Genomic DNA, 18,041 nt, shown 5'->3' with positions numbered 1-18,041 from the left:
TCAAATCGGTATTCTACCAAAAAAATAACTTATCCGCCTGAAGCCTTGGGAGACAGGGTCAGGTGCGGCTGTTCCAAATAAACTTCGGACTGCATTTCGACCATCCGGCTGGCGGTGCGGGTAAATTCTTCGGCAAAATCGCCTTCCGTGTAGATATGGTTGACATCTACCGCGCCGGTGGCACACAGTTTGACTCGGAAATCGTAGAGCACGTCAATCAGCCAAGTCAGCCGCCGCGCCTCTGCCTTTTCTTGCGGTGAGAGTTGTTCCAAACCTGAAACAAAAACCATTTCATAATGTTCGGCCAAATACAGATAGTCGGACTGTGAGCGGGGGCCGAAGCACAGTGCGCGGAAATCAAACCATATGGCACGGCCGGACTCGGCTTTGTGGGGAATCTCCCGACCGTGGATGGTGCTGATGCCGGGGTTCAAATCGGTAATGCCTGTCATTTCTTTGAACAGTTTTGCCAGTTTTGCCTCATTTTCTTCGTTGGCAGGCGTAAAGAAAATCTCGGCGGGGCGGAGGGTACGCAGCCGGTAGTCTTCCCCGCCGTCAACGTTTAAGACGGTCAGGCTGGACTCGATGAGCGCGATTGTGGGAAGAAAACTGCTCCGGTTTTGACCTTGTGGGTAGAGTTCGGAAGGCGCGTAGTTTGAAGTCGCCACCAAAACAACGCCCTCGTTAAGCAGGTTTTCCAGCAGACGGCCTAAAATCATTGCGTCCGCAATATCGCTGACATGAAATTCGTCAAAACACAATACTCGGGTTTCTTTGGCAATCTCGGCGGCAACGGATTTCAACGGGTTGCTTTCGCTTTTCAGGGCTTTCAGCCGCCGGTGGATTTCTGCCATAAAGGCATGAAAGTGGACGCGGCGTTTGCGGCGGTAAGGGAGGCAGCCGAAAAAAGCGTCCATCAGAAAGCTTTTGCCGCGTCCGACCCCGCCATAGAAATAAAGCCCTTTGGGGACTTGCGGGGAACGCAAACTCCTGCCTAAAAAACGGTTTCTTTTGCGTTTGAACATCATCAATTCGGTCCAAAGCCGATCGAGGTGTTCGATGGCGGCAGCCTGTGCGTCGTCGCGGATAAAGTTGGGCAGTTGTGAGGCGGCTTGATACCAGGTCAGCGGGCTGTGGTTTTCAAACGGCGGGGCTTTAAAAAGTTGGTCTCTATTACTCATATTTAACCTTGTTATACTTCTTGCGGCTAAGAAAGAAAATGCTTACCGTCGGTATTATAAATGATTTCCTTCAAACTTGGCGTTTTCAGTGGAAAAGAATAATGACGCGCACAAGGGGGGTATGAGCAAAGGCGGCGTTTCAATATGGTGCAGATATGAGCCCAAATGCCTTTTATTTCAGGCTGCGTTTTAATATTGAAGGAGGACAAATGAAACAGATGGTAAATCGCGAAGCTGTTACGCCCTGTCAGCTTGGAGGAGGCGAAAACACAACAGGAACAGGTTGCTTATGCAAATTCGGCAACGAATAATGCGAAGCTTGGAAGTGAAGTAGGAAATACGGGCGATTTTAATGTTTGACCAATCAGGTTTTAAGCTCAAAAATGATACTGATCAAATCAAGGGCAGGGTTTGGTAATCCGTAGGGCCGGCTTCTTCAGGTTCAGACGGCATACGTTTATGCCGGCACTTCTTACCGCCCTTGTGCCGGCTATCCCAAACTGCTTTGAATACTGACCGCTCTTCGGTTTACTTCAAAAATGCGGCGTGATAAGCAATATGCTCGCCAATAAAACTGGCGATGAAGTAATAGCTGTGATCGTATCCTTTGTGGAAGCGCACATCGACCGTTTGATTTGCCGCACGACAGGTTTCGATAAAATCTTCGGTACGCAATTGTATTGGCAAAAACTCATCTTCCAAGCCTTGATCGATACGCATACCTTGCACCTTATAGCCTTGTTGAATGAGTGAGTTGGCATCATATTGCTGCCATTTTTCACGATCTTCGCCTAAATAAGCAGTAAAGGCTTTTTCTCCCCAAGGTACTAGGCTTGGCGACAAAATGGGCGAAAAGGCAGAAACACTTTGATAACGTTCCCGGTTTCGCAATGCCAATACCAATGCGCCGTGTCCGCCCATTGAATGCCCCATAATGGAACGTTTGCCATTGGTAGGAAAATGCTCCTCAATCAGACGGGGCAACTCATTCAAAATATAATCATACATTTGATAATTCATCGCCCAAGGTTGCTCGGTCGCATTCAAATAAAAGCCTGCACCTTGCCCTAAATCGTAAGCCGCATCGTTCGGCACTTGCTCTCCGCGAGGGCTGGTATCGGGGGCAACCACAATCACTTGATGTTCTGCCGCGTAACGCTGAAAGCCTGATTTAGTAATGAAATTTTGTTCCGTACACGTCAAGCCGGAAAGCCAATAAATCACGCCAAGCGGTCGATTTTCCGGATTATTTGGCAAATAGACGGCAAATTTCATTTCGCATTGCAACGTTTGGGCATGGTGTGCCCAAACTTGTTGCGAACCACCAAAAATTTGATGTTGTTCAATCAGTTTCATCGCGTACCTTAGTAATGAATAACAGCGCGAATCGATTTACCTTCGTGCATTAACTCAAAGGCTTCATTGATTTGATCAAGTGTCATTGTGTGAGTCACAAATGGTTCTAACTGAATGTCGCCTTTCATTGAATCTTCCACCATTTTCGGAAGTTCAGAGCGGCCTTTCACGCCGCCAAATGCCGTGCCTTTCCAAACACGACCTGTTACCAACTGAAACGGACGAGTTGAAATTTCTTGTCCCGCACCCGCTACGCCGATGATAATGGATTGTCCCCAGCCACGGTGTGCACTTTCTAATGCCTGGCGCATTACGTTTACGTTGCCGATACATTCAAAGGTATGGTCAATACCCCATTTGTTGATATCTAGCAACACATCTTTGATCGGTTTATCGTAATCGTTCGGGTTCAAACAATCAGTTGCACCGAAGTGTTTTGCCAACTCGAATTTTGCGGGATTGGTATCAATGGCGATAATGCGACCCGCTTTGGCTTGACGCGCACCTTGCACCACAGCCAAACCAATCGCCCCCAAGCCAAACACCGCAACAGAGTCGCCTTCTTGTACTTTTGCTGTGTTATGCACTGCACCAATACCTGTAGTAACGCCGCAGCCGAGCAAGCATACTTGTTCATGATTCGCTTCTGGGTTGATTTTCGCCAGTGAAACTTCGGCAACAACAGAGTATTCGCTGAAGGTCGAACAGCCCATATAGTGATAGATTGGATGACCTTGATAAGAAAAACGCGTCGTGCCATCAGGCATTAAGCCTTTACCTTGCGTATCACGCACTGAAACGCATAAGTTGGTTTTAGCCGAACGACAAAACTCACATTCGCCACATTCAGCGGTGTAAAGCGGAATGACGTGATCACCCGGTTTTACGCTTGACACACCTTCGCCCACAGCAACGACCACACCCGCACCTTCGTGTCCAAGCACCACAGGGAACACACCTTCAGGATCGCTTCCTGATAACGTAAACGCATCAGTATGGCACACGCCAGTGTGGGTATTGCGGATTAACACCTCGCCTTTGCGCGGCATTTCTACGTCGATTTCCACAATTTGTAAGGGTTGATTTGGAGCGAATGCCACCGCCGCACGAGATTTGATGGTTGAATCGGTTTGTTTCATTTTCATTGCCTTTCCTCTTAATTCATTGACAAAACAGCCTTGCCTGAGCAACATAGCAACAGTTTACACTTTAGAGTTCACTCTAAGGCAAGTGTTTTTTACCGTTTTTTGTTTAGAGGGAGGGAAAATGACTTATACCACTGCCAAAGCTGCCGAAAAAATAGGCATCTCCGCCCACACCCTACGTTTTTACGACAAAGAAGGCTTGTTGCCTAATATCGGACGTGATGAATACGGTAACCGCTGTTTTACCGATAACGATTTGCAATGGTTGGGCTTATTGCAATGCTTGAAAAATACGGGAATGAGCTTAAAAGACATCAAACGCTTTGCGGAATGTACCGTCATTGGCGACGATACCATTGAAGAACGCCTTTCCTTGTTTGAAAATCAAATAGAAAATGTGAAGTGTCAAATTGCCGAATTAAAACGCTATTTAGATTTGCTTGAATACAAATTGGCGTTTTACCAAAAAGCGAAAGCATTAGGTTCGGTAAAAGCCGTAAATTTGCCGCAAATTCCTGAAACGGCTTAGTTTTAGTGCAACAAACAGGATTTTTGTCCTGTTCGTACTAGAAATCAACAATTTGTTGTTTAAAAAGCGGATTGTAAGCAATGGTAAAAAAATCCACGCTTTAATCCGTTGCTTGCTTGGCTCAAGGTATTGAAGCAGCGGATGAAGTTAAACCACAGAAAAAACGCCGCTTGGAAGCGGCGTTTTGATGCTAAGGTTTAATTGGCATTTTCTTTTAAAGCCAAGTCGACCCGCTCGCGCAATTCTTTACCGGGCTTGAAGTGGGGTACATGTTTTTCAGGTACTTCCACACGCTCGCCGGTTTTGGGATTGCGACCGATGCGGGCAGGACGATGGTTCAAATCGAAGCTGCCGAAACCGCGGATTTCGATGCGTTGACCTCGGGCAAGCGATCGGGTCATGGTGTCAACCAGGACTTTTACGCTGTACTCTACGTCTTTTGCCTGAAGATGCGTGCCGTTTTTGGCGGCAAATACTTCTGCCAAGCGAGCCATTAACTCAGACTTTGTCATGTCTACAACCTTATTCTTGCTCGCCGGAGAGTTTGGCTTTCAGCAGGTCGCCCAAGCTGGTGGTGCCGGCATTTGCAGTAGCGGCTGCGTTGACGGAGTTCAGTGCTTCGCGGCTTTCTTTGGCGTCTTTGGCTTTAACAGAAAGTTTGATGCTGCGGTTTTTGCGGTCAACGGTAACGATGACGGCTTCAACTTCGTCGCCTTCTTTCAGTTTGGTGGTCAAGTCTTCAACGCGGTCGGCGGCGAATTCGGAAGCGGGCAGGTAGCCTTCTACTTCGTCGGACAGAGCAACAACAGCACCTTTGGCATCAACAGATTTCACGGAACCTTTAACCAAAGAACCTTTGTCGTTCACGCTGATGAAGTTGCCGAAAGGATCGCCTTCCAGTTGTTTGATACCCAAGGAGATGCGTTCTTTTTCCACGTCGATTGCCAATACGACGGCTTCGACTTCTTCGCCTTTTTTGTATTTGCGTACGGCTTCTTCGCCGGATTCGGTCCAGGACAGGTCGGACAGGTGAACCAGACCGTCGATGCCGCCGGGCAGGCCGACGAATACGCCGAAATCGGTAATGGATTTAACCGCACCGGAGATTTTGTCGCCTTTGTTGTGGTTGGCGGCAAATTCTTCCCAAGGATTGGCTTGGCATTGTTTCATACCCAAAGAGATACGGCGGCGACCCTCGTCGATTTCCAAAATCATGACTTCGACTTCGTCGCCCAGTTGTACAACTTTGCTCGGGTGTACGTTTTTGTTGGTCCAGTCCATTTCGGAGACGTGTACCAAACCTTCGATGCCTTGTTCGATTTCGACGAATGCGCCGTAGTCGGTCAGGTTGGATACTTTACCGAACAGGCGGGTACCTTGCGGGTAACGACGGGTCAGGCCGCTCCAAGGATCTTCGCCCAGTTGTTTCATACCCAGAGAAACGCGTTGTTTGTCTTGGTCGAATTTCAGGACTTTAGCTTCTACTTCTTGACCGACTTCCAGAACTTCGCTCGGGTGTTTCACACGGCGCCATGCCAAGTCGGTGATGTGCAGCAGACCGTCGATACCGCCCAAGTCAACGAATGCACCGTAATCGGTAATGTTTTTAACGATACCTTTGATGATAGAGCCTTCTTGCAGGTTTTCCAGCAGGGCTTTGCGTTCTTCACCCAAAGTGGCTTCCAGAACGGCGCGGCGGGAAACCACGACGTTGTTGCGTTTTTTGTCCAGTTTGATGACTTTGAATTCGATTTCTTTACCTTCAAAGTGGGAAGTGTCTTTAACGGGACGTACGTCAACCAAAGAACCCGGCAGGAATGCGCGGATGCTGTTGATCATAACAGTCAGGCCGCCTTTGACTTTGCCATTGATAACGCCGGACAGGATGTCGCCGTTTTCCATCGCTTCTTCCAGGGCAATCCAATCGGCTGCGCGTTTGGCTTTTTCGCGGGACAGTTTGGTTTCGCCGAAGCCGTTTTCGACGGATTCGATGGTAACGGTAACGAAGTCGCCGACTTTAACTTCAATTTCGCCTTGAGCGTTTTTGAATTCAGCTACATCAATCAGGGATTCTGATTTCAGACCTGCGTTTACGGTAACGAAGTTTTGGTCGATTGCCACTACTTCAGCGGTAATCACCTCACCCGGGTTCATTTCTTGCAGGGTAAAGCTTTCTTCCAACAGCTGAGCAAAATTTTCCATAGACATATATAACTCTTTTCGGTACACCGCCAAGGGGTGCGGGGTGGGTTGGTGGATGTCTGCCGTCCTTGGCAGGGCAGATGGGTACATAAGGTTTCAGACGGCATATGGGGGATTTTTATGCCGTCTGAAACGTAATGTGGGCAATTATACCTGAAAATTTAAACTTTACGATACCAATCAAGCACTTTTTTTACAGTTTCTTCTATAGTCAGACGGCTCGTATCCAAAAGCAGGGCATCGGGCTGTTGTTTCAGGGGGGCGAGCGTGCGGTTTCGGTCTGCCTCGTCTCTGGCTTCGATGTCGGACAGGATGCGCTCGAATGCCAAACCTTCGCAGGGGATGCCGATTTGTTTGGCGCGGCGTTCGGCACGGATTTTGGATTCGGCCGTCAGAAAAATTTTGAGTTCGGCTTGGGGGAAGACGACCGATCCGGTATCCCGTCCGTCGGCAACCAGTCCTTTTTCGGTCAGAAAATCGCGTTGGCGTTGCAGCAGTGCGGCGCGGACTTTGGGCCATTGCGCGACTGCGGATGCGCCCATACCGATGGCTTCTGTCCGGATGCCGTCTGAAACGTCTTCGCCGTCGAGCAGGATGCGGCTGCCTGAAAATACGGCGGGCAGTTTTTCGGCAAGCGCGGAAACGTTTTCTTCATCGTGCCATTCCACGCCTTGTTTTTGTGCATATAGGGCGGTCAGGCGGTAGAGCGCGCCGGTGTCGAGATAATCGTATCCCAATGCGGCGGCGACGCGGGCGGCGACCGTGCCTTTGCCGGATGCGCCCGGACCGTCGATGGCGATGACTTTTTGTTTGTTCATAAGGGGGATTCCTGATGGTTTGGGGTATGGGTTTTGCCGTCTGAAGAGTGTGTTTCCCGTTGGGGCGGATTCTACCTGTTTTAAAGGACGATTGTCTAAGCAGACGGAACGCCGCCTGCCCGGAAAGCGTCCGACAGAAGCCGGCAAGCCGGTTCGGATTCCGGCGTTGCGGGTATTGTGGCGGGTATCAATGCAATGCCGTCTGAAAGAGGTATGACCTTCAGACGGCATCGATTGCTGCGGATTAAAACAGGTTGCTGACGAAAATCAGCAAAATCACCAGCGGCACGAGGTATTTCACATAGGCAAACCAGATATTGACCGTCGTATGGTTGCCTTTATAAAGCAATTCTTCCTTCGCTTCGTCCTTCATCACGAAACCGACAAACAGTGCAGAGCCGAGCGCAGTCAGCATAAACAAGATGTTGCCGCTGATGTAGTCGAAGGCATCGAAAATATTTTTGCCAAATATGGAAACATCTTTCCACGGGCCATAGCTCAGAATGGACGGAATATTGCCGAAGATGAAGATGGCGGACAATACAATCGTGATTGCGGCGGTACGGCGGATTTTGGTTTTTTCCTGAATGGTCGTAATCAACACTTCATAAATCGTCAGCGAAGTTGTCAACGCAGCAATCAGGAGCAGCGAGAAGAAAATGACGGCGAACACGGGTCCTGCCCACATATGTGAGAACACAATCGGCAGGCTTTGGAATACCAAAGTCGGGCCGGAATTGGGCGCGACGCCGAAGCTGAAGAGCGACGGGAAAATCATAAAGCCCGCAAGTACGGCGATGATGGTATTGGTAATTGCCGTAATGACTGCGGTTTGCACCAGATTTTCGTTTTTATCCAAATAGCTGGACAAGGTAATCATCACGCCGAAACCCAAGCTCAGGGCAAAAAATACCTGTCCCAAAACGAAGACGAACAGTTCGGCGGTAATCTTGCTGAAATCAGGCTTCAGATAGAAAGTAATCCCTTCCATTGCACCAGGCAGGGTAACGTTGCGGACGACCATGGCAATCAGGAACAAAAACAACAGCGGCATCAGGTATTTCGCTGCTTTTTCAATACCGCCGATAACGCCTTTGACCAAAATCCATTGGTTCACAACGACAAACAAGAAAGTGTAGAACGCAATTTCCCAAGGGCTGTTTTCAATGTGTTCGGTAAAAAAGCCTTTTGTAACCACACCGTCAACGGGGCTGGAAATGTCCAGATTGCCGCCGATAATGTTGACGATATAGCTGATGACCCAGCCGCCGAGTACCATGTAATAAGCCATAATGCCGAACGCGCCGAGCAGCCCCATCCAGCCGACCAGTTTCCAAATTTTGGCAACGGGTTTGCCGTTCATAGAGCCGCCGAACGCATCCAGTGCGTTCACACCTTTGCGCCGCCCGATGACGTTTTCTACCAAAATCATCGGGATGCCGATAACCAGCATGGCGATACAGAATAAAAATACATACGCGCCGCCACCGTTTTCACCGACCAAATACGGGAAACGCCACGTCGCGCCGAAACCGACAGTCGCGCCGGCAACGGTAAGGATATAAGTCAAACGGCTGGACCAGGTTTGACGGTTGGTATTTGAAGGGGAAGACATATTGAAACCGTGTCCGATTGAAATAAAGCGGAAATTTTACACGTGATTCTTAACAGAAATTGACTGAATGTTTTTCAACTGTCTAGTGATTTTTCCTGAAAAAGGCATATATTTCAGTGAGTATTTCTGATAAGTATAAACCGATAAGGAAGAATCGAAGTTTATGAACAGATTAATTTGTTATTCTTATACATCGGTGTACGGAAGTGAAATTTTGTTGATTATATTAACGATAGTATTTTAATGGTAATGGAAGAGAGAGTTTGAAATAAAAAAAACCATCTATACCGAGAAGTATAGATGGTCAAACACATTACGGGGAAAACGTCTTACTCATAAGCCTGCTTGCACAGGCATTGCTCAGACATGAGAATTATATCGCAAACCGGCTGTTTTTGAGTTAATTTCGGTTAAATTATTCATTTTAAAGGTATGTATTTGAATATAAGGAAGTAATGGATTTTTTTCAGAATTTGGGGCATCCGATAAATTTCCATTCCCCGGGTTTGAGGTTTCCTGTTTCCAAATGTGCGAATTGCCGGCGGTGAAGGTGCTGCACGCGGTTGCCGGCGGCGGCGATCATCCGTTTGACCTGATGGTATTTGCCTTCCGTAATGGTTAGTAATAATGTGGTCGGGCTCTCTAAGTTGGCATCGGCGGCGCAAACGGTTTCATTTTCATCATGAAGCAGGACACCGTTTTTTAGCGTTTCACAGAGCATTCCGTCAGCAGGATGCTTGAGTGTTACCTCGTATAATTTGGGAATCTTACGGCTCGGAGAGGTAAGGTTGTGATTCAGTTTGCCATCGTTGGTAATCAGTAATACGCCGGTCGTATCTGCATCCAGCCTGCCGACTGCCTGCATGTCAATATTGCGCATATTGTCGGGGAACAGGCTGAATATGCTGCGGTAGTGCTTCGGTTTGTGTGAAGTTTCGTAATCTGCGGGTTTGTTGAGCAGGATATAGAAATAAGGTTCGGGAATAACGGTTACTGCTTTACCGTCTATGTCTAAGGTATGGACAGAGGCTGAATCAATGTCCGCATCGGCATCATCCATACAAGTGCCGTTGATGAAAACATAACCGCCGGCAATCAGCCATTGGCATTGTTTTCGGCTTCCTATGCCTTGATATTGAAGGTATTTGATAAGTTTCATGACGGTATTTGAAAATGTAGGTGATGACAGGGTCGTCAGACCCTGTCATGTACTTCGCTTGAATCAGCTTCCGATCAGTTTGATTCTCTGTCCCGGGTTGATGGTATTCAAATCGGGGTTGAGTCTGCGGATGTCGTCGATATTGATATTGAAGCGTGCGGAGATGCTTTTGAAAGTGTCGCCTTTGCGCGCGGTGTAGGATACTTTTTCAATACGGGTTTGGGCGGGGGCTGCCTGAGCCAGGCGGAGTACCTGTCCTTTTTGGATGGTGTTGCCTTTGATGTTGTTGGCGACAATCAGGTCGGCGACACTGACGTTGTAGCGTTTGGCAATGTTGAACAGGGTGTCGCCTTCTACAACGCGGTGGATGCTGGCATGGAGCGGGGAGGTTTCGGCTTCGCCATCGGCAGCTTTGGCTACGCGCGTTTCCAAACGTACCCGGCGTTTGCCGTCGGCGGCAATGGTATGTTGCGGAGATGCGGAAATTTTGTGTTCGACAACTGTGTCAGGCGTGCCGATGACGGCAGAGATGGTTTCTTCAGCCTGCCGGCGCAGGTTGTTTCGGGCAACAAGCTGCATGAGTTCGTCTGCCGCCTGCATGTCGTTTTGGGGGACGATCTGCGCGAGTGTTGCGGTTTGGGTTTCAGACGGCATGGCGGTCTGTTTTTCGGTTTGAGGTTGCACTGCGGCTGTTGCAAGGGCGGGTTCGGCAATGCGGGCAAGGGGGTTGGGTTCCGTACGGACGGTTTCCTGCGGCAAAGGTGCGACGGTAATGTCCGCCGTCTGCGCGGCGGCGAGCCGTGTTTGGGCAAGGCTGATATTCATCATCCCTGCCGGCATATTGGAGCGGTAGGTGTCGGGCGTATTGTCGATGTCGATGGAAACGACGGATTCCGATGCCGTCTGAAGGGTCTTGCCGTTCTTGGCGACAAGGATGCTGCGTCCTGCGTTGACAAGGTTGCCGTTCAGGTTGTTGAGGCGTTTGATGTCGGCAACGCTCATACCGGTTGCGGAAGAAATATCGGATACGGCGGTTTGTACCGGTGGCGTATAGATTTCCCAAGAGAACAGGCTGTCGGGTGCGGCGGCGCGGTAGTTGCGTTGGAAGGTTTGGGCGGATGCGGCGGGAAGCAGCAGTTTGCGTTTGTTTTTGGGGATGAACGCGGGGACGTTGAATGCCGGATTCAGGGCGAGCAGCTCGCTTTGCGTGATGCCGGCGAGCCGGGCGATGGCTTCGTTATCGATGGGGCGGTCCGGTTCGATTGCCTGAAAATAGGGTTTGTTGTCTATTTCGCTGATATTCATGCCGAAAGATTGGGGGGCGGCAATGATGTTGCGCACGGCGAGCAGCTTGGGAACATAGTTGCGCGTTTCGTTGGGCATACGCAGGTTTTCGTAGGTCGGTTCGAGCCCTTGGGCGCGGGCGCGGTTGATGGCGCGTCCGACGTTGCCTTCACCCCAGTTGTAGGCGGCAAAGGCGAGCGGCCAGTCGCCGAACAGTCCATAGAGGTATTGCAGGTAGTTGAGTGCGGCATCGGTGGCGGCGTAAACGTCGTGCCTGCCGTCGTAAACCGGTGTTTTTTCCAAGCCGTAATGCCTGCCGGTAGCGGGCATAAACTGCCATAATCCCGATGCGCCGACGTGTGATTTGGCTTTGGTAACGAACGCGCTTTCGATGAAGGGAAGCAGGGCGGCTTCGGCGGGCATATTGCGTTTTTTGACTTCGTTGGCAATATGGTACATATAGGGTCGGCTCCGGTTGACGACCCTATCAAAATAGCTGCGGCTTGCGATGAATTTGCTTTCGTGGCGGCGTACCAGTTCGGGATTGACTTCGCCCATCCGGAAGCCTTGGCGCAGCTCGCCCCACAGGCTGCCGGATTGGAAATATTGTTTTGTCGGTGGCAGGTCGAGTATTGAAGAGTTTAAGCGCATAATCGCCAAACCGATTTGGTGTGAAGAGGTGTTTTGAGCGTATAGTGAGCCGGAACAGACGGAGAGGCCCGAGGCAGTCAGGACGATGGTTTTGAGTTTGGACATGATTTATATCGGCGGAATAAACATATTTTATCGTCCGATGGTACTGTTTGACTGAAAAAGCGTCAAGTTTTACAGGAACTTTATGCGGATTCGGAAATGGGCGGCCGATGTGTTTTTTGACAGAAATCCTGTTTGGAATAGAATATCGGCAGGCAATCTGTTTGAAACGGACGCAATATGGATGCATGGTTTGAAGATACGGCGATGGGGCGGTATGTTGCAAAATTGGAACAGGATTTCTTTAATCGGTATGTGGAGTCATACCGTTTTTCGGGAATGTGTGCGGTTCAGGTGGGCGGTCCGTGGCTGAGCCTGTCTGAAGACATTGCCTGTGTGCCGCGAGATATGTCGATGTCGGCGGAGAATATGGCTTTGGCGGATGTTTCTGCGGATATGCTGCTTTTCCCCCATACGCTTGAAGGCGGTGTTCCTTCGCAAATCCTGTCGGAGGCGCACCGGATATTGAAACCGTCCGGACGCTTGGTGCTGACGGGTTTCAATCCTTATTCGCTCTGGGGATTCGGACGTTGGTTTGACGGTGTCCGTCTGCCGGAAAAACGGTTTTGTCTGCCGCTGCCCGGGTTGAAAAGGCAGCTTGCGGATGTCGGTTTCGATATTGAATTTGGGAAATTTATGGTGTATCTGCCGCCTGTTTCGTCGCTCGGGCAAATACGCTTTTGGCGGTTTATGGAAAAGGCGGGCGACCGTTGGTGGCCGCAGTGTGCCGCAGTGTACGGTTTGGTTTTGGTCAAAAGGGCGGCGGACGTAACGCCCCTGCCCGCGTGGGACGGGTATTTGGGCGGCAAAGCCCTTGCGGCGGGTGCGGCAAGGGTTGCGGATTAAGGGACGGCCGTCTTTCAGACGGCATCTGTCAGAAGAAATGTCGGGAGGGGTTATGCCTGAATTGCCGGAAGTGGAAACGACGTTGCGCGGCATCGCGCCGCATATTGAAGGGAAAACGGTGGAAACCGTGATATTGCGCCAATCGAAGCTGCGCTGGCAGGTCAATCCCGATTTGGGGGAGATTTTGTCCGGCCGGCAGGTTTTGTCCTGCGGCAGACGGGCGAAATACCTGCTTATCCGCTTTCAAACGGGCGTACTGCTGATTCACTTGGGGATGTCGGGCAGTTTGCGGATTTTTACGCCGTCGGACGGACGTATCGGCAGGCCGGACAGGCACGATCACGTCGATATTGTGTTTTCAGACGGCACGGTCATGCGTTACCGCGATCCGCGAAAGTTTGGCGCGATACTTTGGTATGAGGGAATCGAAGAACGTCATCCGCTGTTGGAAAAACTGGGGCCGGAGCCTTTGTCGGAGGCATTTTGCACGGATTATCTGTATGCGGGGCTGAAGGCGCAAAAACGCGCGGTCAAACTTGCCCTGATGGACAATGCCGTCGTGGTCGGCGTGGGCAATATTTATGCCAACGAGAGCCTGTTTAGGGCGGGCATTTCGCCCCGCCGTCCTGCCAACCGCCTGAAAAAGAAAGAGTGCGCGCTTTTGGTTGAAACCGTCAAAGCGGTGTTGCGGCGTGCCATTGAAACGGGCGGCAGCACCTTGAGGGATTTTGTGGACAGCGACGGCAAAAGCGGCTACTTCCAACAGGAATATACGGTGTACGGGCGGCACAATCAGCCGTGCCCCCGGTGCGGCGGCTTGATTGTGAAAGAAACTTTGGGGCAGCGCGGCACGTTTTATTGCCCGAACTGTCAGAAATAGGGCGGAACACGGTTTCAGACGGCATTTTATCGGTATGCCGTCCGAACGTTTCAACAACAAACACCGATTATCGGGAAAGAATTGCTCATGTCTTCAAATAAAGCTTCATTTTTTACACGTCTGCGCCGCTTGTGCCGCTTGACGGTCTGGCTGTTCAAAACCGGCAAAAACCTGCGCGGTATTGACGGCGGCTGTCCAGAGTCGCGCAATCGGGCGGTAATCGAATTGGGCAGGGGGGCTTTGGCGGCTTTGGATATCGGATTGGAGGTGGGCAGGCCCGCACCCGAACATCCGAACGGTGTCTTGGTTGCCGCCAACCACGTGTCTTGGCTGGATATTTTTGCCATGAGCGCGGTTTATCCGAGCAGCTTTATCGCCAAGCAGGAAATCAAAAGCTGGCCGGTATTGGGCAAGATGGGGCAGAACGCGGGAACGGTGTTTATCAACCGCAATTCACGACGCGACATCGAACCGATTAACCGCGCCGTCTGCGAAACCTTGCAACGCGGTCAAAACGTCAGTTTTTTCCCTGAGGCGCGGACTTCTTCGGGCTTGGGGCTCCTGCCGTTTAAAGCCGCGCTGTTCCAATCTGCCATCGATGCGGGGGCAAAGGTTTTGGCGGTCGCGCTGCGTTATTATGACGAAACGGGAAAAAGGACGGCCCGTCCGTCGTATGCCGATGTCGGTTTGCCGACCTGCCTGTGGCGCATCGTGTCTATGAAAAAACTGACCATCAAAGTCGATTTCGTTTGCGTGGCGGACGCGGCGGAAAGCGAAGACCGTTATGCTTTAAAAGATAAAATCGAAGAAAGCATCCGTGCCGTTGTCGCCGGCGATGCGGATGTTGCCGTCTGAAACCGATTGCCGGAATATGGCGGTATGATTCGCTTTTGCGGATGTATAGTGGATTAACTTTAAACCAGTACAGCGTTGCCTCGCCTTGCCGTACTATCCGTACTGTCTGCGGCTTCGTCGCCTTGTCCTGATTTAAATTTAATCCACTATATTAAGGCTGCGGCAACGGGAGTACCTCAAACAAAATGGCGTAAGGACGGTTTGTTGTATCTATGGAAAATGCCGTCTGAACCTGTGTTCAGACGGCATATTTTATATGGGATTAACGGCGGAATCTGCCGCCGTCGAAATCATCGAAAGCCTCATAAGCCGCCCGGCATTGGGTTTTCTGTTCCTTATAAGGCAGGGAGCGGAATGCTTTGCGCGCCTTTTTGTTTTCTCGCAATTCCTGCACGTTGCCTTGCAATCGGTACCACGCGGCACGGCGTTCCAAATATTTCCTGCATTCGGGGTGCAGCATCTGCTTGTTTGCCTTGCGGATATGTTTGGTATGGTGGTGGGCGGGTTCTGACGTACCGGCAGCGGCAGTTGCCGATACCGGTCCCAATATTGCAGACAACAGTATGGCAAGCATTTTTTTGACAGACATGACGATCCTTTCAGTTTGCAATTCTTTCCAGTATAGGATGGAAGGATGGAACGGGCAAACTGTCGGCAGTTTCAGACTCGTTGACCCGGCAAAACTTGCCGTTTGATATACAGATTCAAATAACACATTAATCTCAATAATAAATTCCAATCGGTAAGAAAATGGAATTTGTCGGCGGCGGCGCGGTAAAATCATACTTTACAAAATTTAACAATTTACAAGGGCAGAAAACCGGAAGCTTTCCTTTTTCGTCGGAAAATCCTTATTTCATCGCCTTGTAGCCAGAGCCGGTCAAAAGGCAAAAAATTTACCCGTTTTTTATCGGTAAAGAATTATCAGATAAAACAAATATTATAGGAAAAATACGACAGGCGGGTTTTATCGCGCATTGCCTGAAACTGAAAAATGCAACCGTTGTCAAGACTGGAGAAAATGCCAAAAATCCACTATATTGTCTGCCTTAATTTATTTGAAAAGACCGTGTCTTGAATATCAAGAGTGGAAGAGGAAGCGATGAATACACCGACTGATTTGAAAGTAACCAAACGAGACGGGAGATTGGAAGCCATTGATTTGGATAAGATTCACCGTGTCGTTACTTGGGCGGCGGAAGGATTGGAAAATGTTTCCGTGTCGCAGGTCGAGTTGAAATCGCACATCCAGTTCTACAACGGCATCCGCACCGACGACATCCACGAAACCATCATCAAAGCCGCTGCCGATTTAATTTCGGAAGATACCCCGGACTACCAATACCTTGCCGCGCGTTTGGCGATTTTCCATCTGCGTAAAATAGCCTATGGCGATTTTGAACCGCCCCATCTCTACGACCACGTTAAAAAGCTCACCGATGCCGGAAAATACGACAGGCATATCCTTGAGGATTACAGCCGCGAAGAATTTGACGAGCTGAACGCCTATATCGACCACGAACGCGATATGTCCTTTTCCTATGCCGCCGTCAAACAGCTCGAAGGCAAATATCTGGTACAGAACCGCGTTACCCGCCAGATTTACGAAACGCCGCAGTTCTTATATGTTTTGGTGGCGATGTGCCTTTTCAGCAAATACCCGAAAGAGACACGCTTGGGTTACGTCAAACGGTTTTACGATGCCGTTTCCACATTCAAAGTATCGCTGCCCACGCCGATTATGAGCGGCGTGCGTACGCCTACGCGCCAGTTCTCAAGCTGTGTGCTGATTGAATGCGACGACAGCCTGGATTCCATCAACGCCACTACCAGCGCGATTGTGAAATATGTTTCCCAACGCGCGGGTATCGGCATCAATGCCGGACGTATCCGCGGTTTGGACAGCGAAATCCGGGGCGGCGAAGCGCGGCATACCGGCTGCATCCCGTTTTTCAAAATGTTTCAGGCGGCGGTCAAATCCTGTTCGCAAGGCGGCGTGCGCGGCGGCGCGGCAACCTTGTTCTACCCCTTGTGGCATATCGAAGCCGAAAGCCTGCTGGTGTTGAAAAACAACCGCGGTGTGGAAGACAACCGTATCCGCCAGCTTGATTACGGCGTGCAAATCAACCGCCTGCTCTATACCCGCCTGATTAAGGGCGGCAATATTACGCTGTTTTCGCCCAACGAGGTTCCGGGGTTGTACGAAGCGTTTTTTGCCGACCAAGACGAATTTGAGCGGCTCTATACGAAATACGAGCAAGACCCGAATATACGCAAGCGCATTATTCCGGCTGCCGACCTGTTTTCCACGCTGATGCAGGAGCGTGCCGGAACCGGGCGCATCTACATCCAAAACGTCGACCATTGCAATACGCACAGCCCGTTCGATCCGCGTGTCGCCCCCGTGCACCAGTCCAACCTGTGCATGGAAATCGCACTGCCGACCAAACCTCTGGACAATATCAACGATCCGAACGGCGAAATCGCCCTGTGTACACTGTCTGCCTTTAACTTGGGCGCATTAAACAGCTTGGACGAATTGGAAGGGCTTGCCGACTTGACCGTTCGCGCGCTCGATGCACTTTTAGATTATCAGGGATATCCGGTAGAAGCCGCGCGTACCTCCACTATGGGCCGCCGTTCGCTCGGCATCGGCGTGATTAACTATGCTTATTATCTGGCGAAAAACGGTGTCCGCTACAGCGACGGCTCCGCGCTCGGTCTGACCCACCGTACCTTTGAAGCCATACAGTATTACCTGCTCAAAGCATCGGCAAACCTTGCCAAAGAATACGGTGCGTGTACGCTCTTTAACCAAACCGTTTATTCGCAAGGCAAACTGCCCATCGATACCTACAAAAAAGATTTGGATGCCGTCTGCGGCGAGCCTTTGCATTACGACTGGGAAAGCCTGCGTGCCGACATCGTCAAATACGGCCTGCGCAACTCTACTCTGACCGCGCTCATGCCGTCTGAAACCAGCTCTCAAATCGCCAACGCCACCAACGGCATCGAGCCGCCGCGCGGATTGGTAACGGTCAAAGCATCGAAAGACGGCATTTTGAAACAAGTCGTGCCGGAGTTTGAAACCCTGAAAAATGCCTATGAAACCCTGTGGCAGCTTCCCGGCAACGAAGGCTACCTGAAACTTGTCGGCGTGATGCAGAAATTCGTCGATCAATCGATTTCCGCCAATACCGCCTACGACCCGGGCAAATTCGAAGGCGGCAAAGTTTCTATGAAACAAATGCTCAAAGACCTGTTGACCGCCTACAAATACGGCGTCAAAACCCTGTACTACCACAACACCCGCGACGGCGCGGACGATACGCAGGCCGATATTCAGGATGACGGCTGCGCGGGCGGGGCTTGTAAGATTTGATGAAAAGGGGGAGTTTTCAGATGGCCTTTAGATTAA

Annotated in this window: 15 protein-coding genes and 1 pseudogene; 5 read left to right on the top strand and 11 right to left on the bottom strand. The window is 50.4% G+C overall.

What is annotated here, in order from left to right:
• Nucleotides 1-29 precede the first annotated feature (29 nt).
• The 3 genes from zapE to Q9J79_RS07985 all read right to left on the bottom strand — a co-directional run bounded on the left by zapE (nt 30) and on the right by Q9J79_RS07985 (nt 3,682).
• Nucleotides 30-1,181 (bottom strand): cell division protein ZapE, encoded by a 1,152-nt coding sequence (zapE, locus tag Q9J79_RS07995; RefSeq protein WP_301884560.1) that lies wholly within the window; start codon nt 1,179-1,181, stop codon nt 30-32.
• 528 nt (nt 1,182-1,709) lie between these two features.
• Nucleotides 1,710-2,537, bottom strand: a complete 828-nt coding sequence (gene fghA / locus Q9J79_RS07990; RefSeq protein ID WP_301912541.1) for an S-formylglutathione hydrolase — start codon at nt 2,535-2,537, stop codon at nt 1,710-1,712.
• Nucleotides 2,538-2,545: 8 nt separating this feature from the next.
• Entirely contained in the window at nt 2,546-3,682 is a 1,137-nt protein-coding gene (locus tag Q9J79_RS07985) for an S-(hydroxymethyl)glutathione dehydrogenase/class III alcohol dehydrogenase (RefSeq protein WP_439652295.1), read from the bottom strand.
• 121 nt (nt 3,683-3,803) lie between these two features.
• Between Q9J79_RS07985 and Q9J79_RS07980 the strand changes: the two genes are divergently transcribed.
• Nucleotides 3,804-4,211 carry a MerR family transcriptional regulator gene (locus Q9J79_RS07980; protein WP_002213348.1) on the top strand — a complete coding sequence of 136 codons (408 nt, stop codon included), beginning with the start codon at nt 3,804-3,806 and terminating at the stop codon, nt 4,209-4,211.
• A gap of 197 nt (nt 4,212-4,408) precedes the next feature.
• Here the strand turns inward: Q9J79_RS07980 and Q9J79_RS07975 are convergent, their stop codons facing one another.
• From Q9J79_RS07975 to Q9J79_RS07950, 6 genes are all read right to left on the bottom strand, one after another.
• Complete coding sequence (locus Q9J79_RS07975; protein ID WP_107818963.1) at nt 4,409-4,723, bottom strand: integration host factor subunit beta; 315 nt, start codon at nt 4,721-4,723, stop codon at nt 4,409-4,411.
• Nucleotides 4,724-4,733: 10 nt separating this feature from the next.
• Nucleotides 4,734-6,419, bottom strand: a complete 1,686-nt coding sequence (gene rpsA / locus Q9J79_RS07970; RefSeq protein ID WP_301912547.1) for a 30S ribosomal protein S1 — start codon at nt 6,417-6,419, stop codon at nt 4,734-4,736.
• A 155-nt stretch (nt 6,420-6,574) separates the two neighbouring features.
• Nucleotides 6,575-7,231: a (d)CMP kinase gene (gene cmk, locus Q9J79_RS07965; RefSeq protein WP_301912540.1), complete on the bottom strand. Its 657-nt coding sequence runs from the start codon at nt 7,229-7,231 to the stop codon at nt 6,575-6,577.
• 244 nt (nt 7,232-7,475) lie between these two features.
• Nucleotides 7,476-8,846, bottom strand: coding sequence for a sodium-dependent transporter (locus Q9J79_RS07960; protein WP_301912539.1), 1,371 nt, complete (start codon nt 8,844-8,846; stop codon nt 7,476-7,478).
• A gap of 466 nt (nt 8,847-9,312) precedes the next feature.
• Complete coding sequence (locus Q9J79_RS07955) at nt 9,313-10,005, bottom strand: 16S rRNA pseudouridine(516) synthase (RefSeq protein ID WP_301912538.1); 693 nt, start codon at nt 10,003-10,005, stop codon at nt 9,313-9,315.
• Between the two features lie 63 nt (nt 10,006-10,068).
• Nucleotides 10,069-12,045 (bottom strand): lytic transglycosylase, encoded by a 1,977-nt coding sequence (locus Q9J79_RS07950; RefSeq protein ID WP_301912537.1) that lies wholly within the window; start codon nt 12,043-12,045, stop codon nt 10,069-10,071.
• A gap of 177 nt (nt 12,046-12,222) precedes the next feature.
• Between Q9J79_RS07950 and Q9J79_RS07945 the strand changes: the two genes are divergently transcribed.
• The 3 genes from Q9J79_RS07945 (at nt 12,223) to Q9J79_RS07935 (ending at nt 14,623) form a co-directional block, all read left to right on the top strand.
• Complete coding sequence (locus Q9J79_RS07945; protein ID WP_301912536.1) at nt 12,223-12,888, top strand: class I SAM-dependent methyltransferase; 666 nt, start codon at nt 12,223-12,225, stop codon at nt 12,886-12,888.
• A gap of 52 nt (nt 12,889-12,940) precedes the next feature.
• Nucleotides 12,941-13,768 (top strand): DNA-formamidopyrimidine glycosylase, encoded by an 828-nt coding sequence (gene mutM, locus Q9J79_RS07940; protein WP_301912535.1) that lies wholly within the window; start codon nt 12,941-12,943, stop codon nt 13,766-13,768.
• 87 nt (nt 13,769-13,855) lie between these two features.
• Complete coding sequence (locus Q9J79_RS07935; protein ID WP_301673227.1) at nt 13,856-14,623, top strand: 1-acyl-sn-glycerol-3-phosphate acyltransferase; 768 nt, start codon at nt 13,856-13,858, stop codon at nt 14,621-14,623.
• A gap of 40 nt (nt 14,624-14,663) precedes the next feature.
• Here the strand turns inward: Q9J79_RS07935 and Q9J79_RS07930 are convergent.
• Nucleotides 14,664-14,774 (bottom strand): annotated as a pseudogene (locus Q9J79_RS07930) (IS5/IS1182 family transposase); the annotation flags it as partial.
• A gap of 111 nt (nt 14,775-14,885) precedes the next feature.
• Nucleotides 14,886-15,197 (bottom strand): stress response protein, encoded by a 312-nt coding sequence (locus tag Q9J79_RS07925; RefSeq protein ID WP_301673255.1) that lies wholly within the window; start codon nt 15,195-15,197, stop codon nt 14,886-14,888.
• A 528-nt stretch (nt 15,198-15,725) separates the two neighbouring features.
• Here Q9J79_RS07925 and nrdA point away from each other — a divergent pair.
• Complete coding sequence (gene nrdA / locus Q9J79_RS07920; RefSeq protein WP_301912534.1) at nt 15,726-18,005, top strand: class 1a ribonucleoside-diphosphate reductase subunit alpha; 2,280 nt, start codon at nt 15,726-15,728, stop codon at nt 18,003-18,005.
• Nucleotides 18,006-18,041 lie beyond the last annotated feature (36 nt).

Origin of the sequence: Neisseria viridiae (assembly GCF_962747995.1) — a bacterium.
GTDB classification, from domain to species: Bacteria; Pseudomonadota; Gammaproteobacteria; order Burkholderiales; family Neisseriaceae; genus Neisseria; species Neisseria viridiae.
Note: the sequence above shows the minus strand (reverse complement) of the source record. Positions and strands in the feature narration are given on the sequence as shown.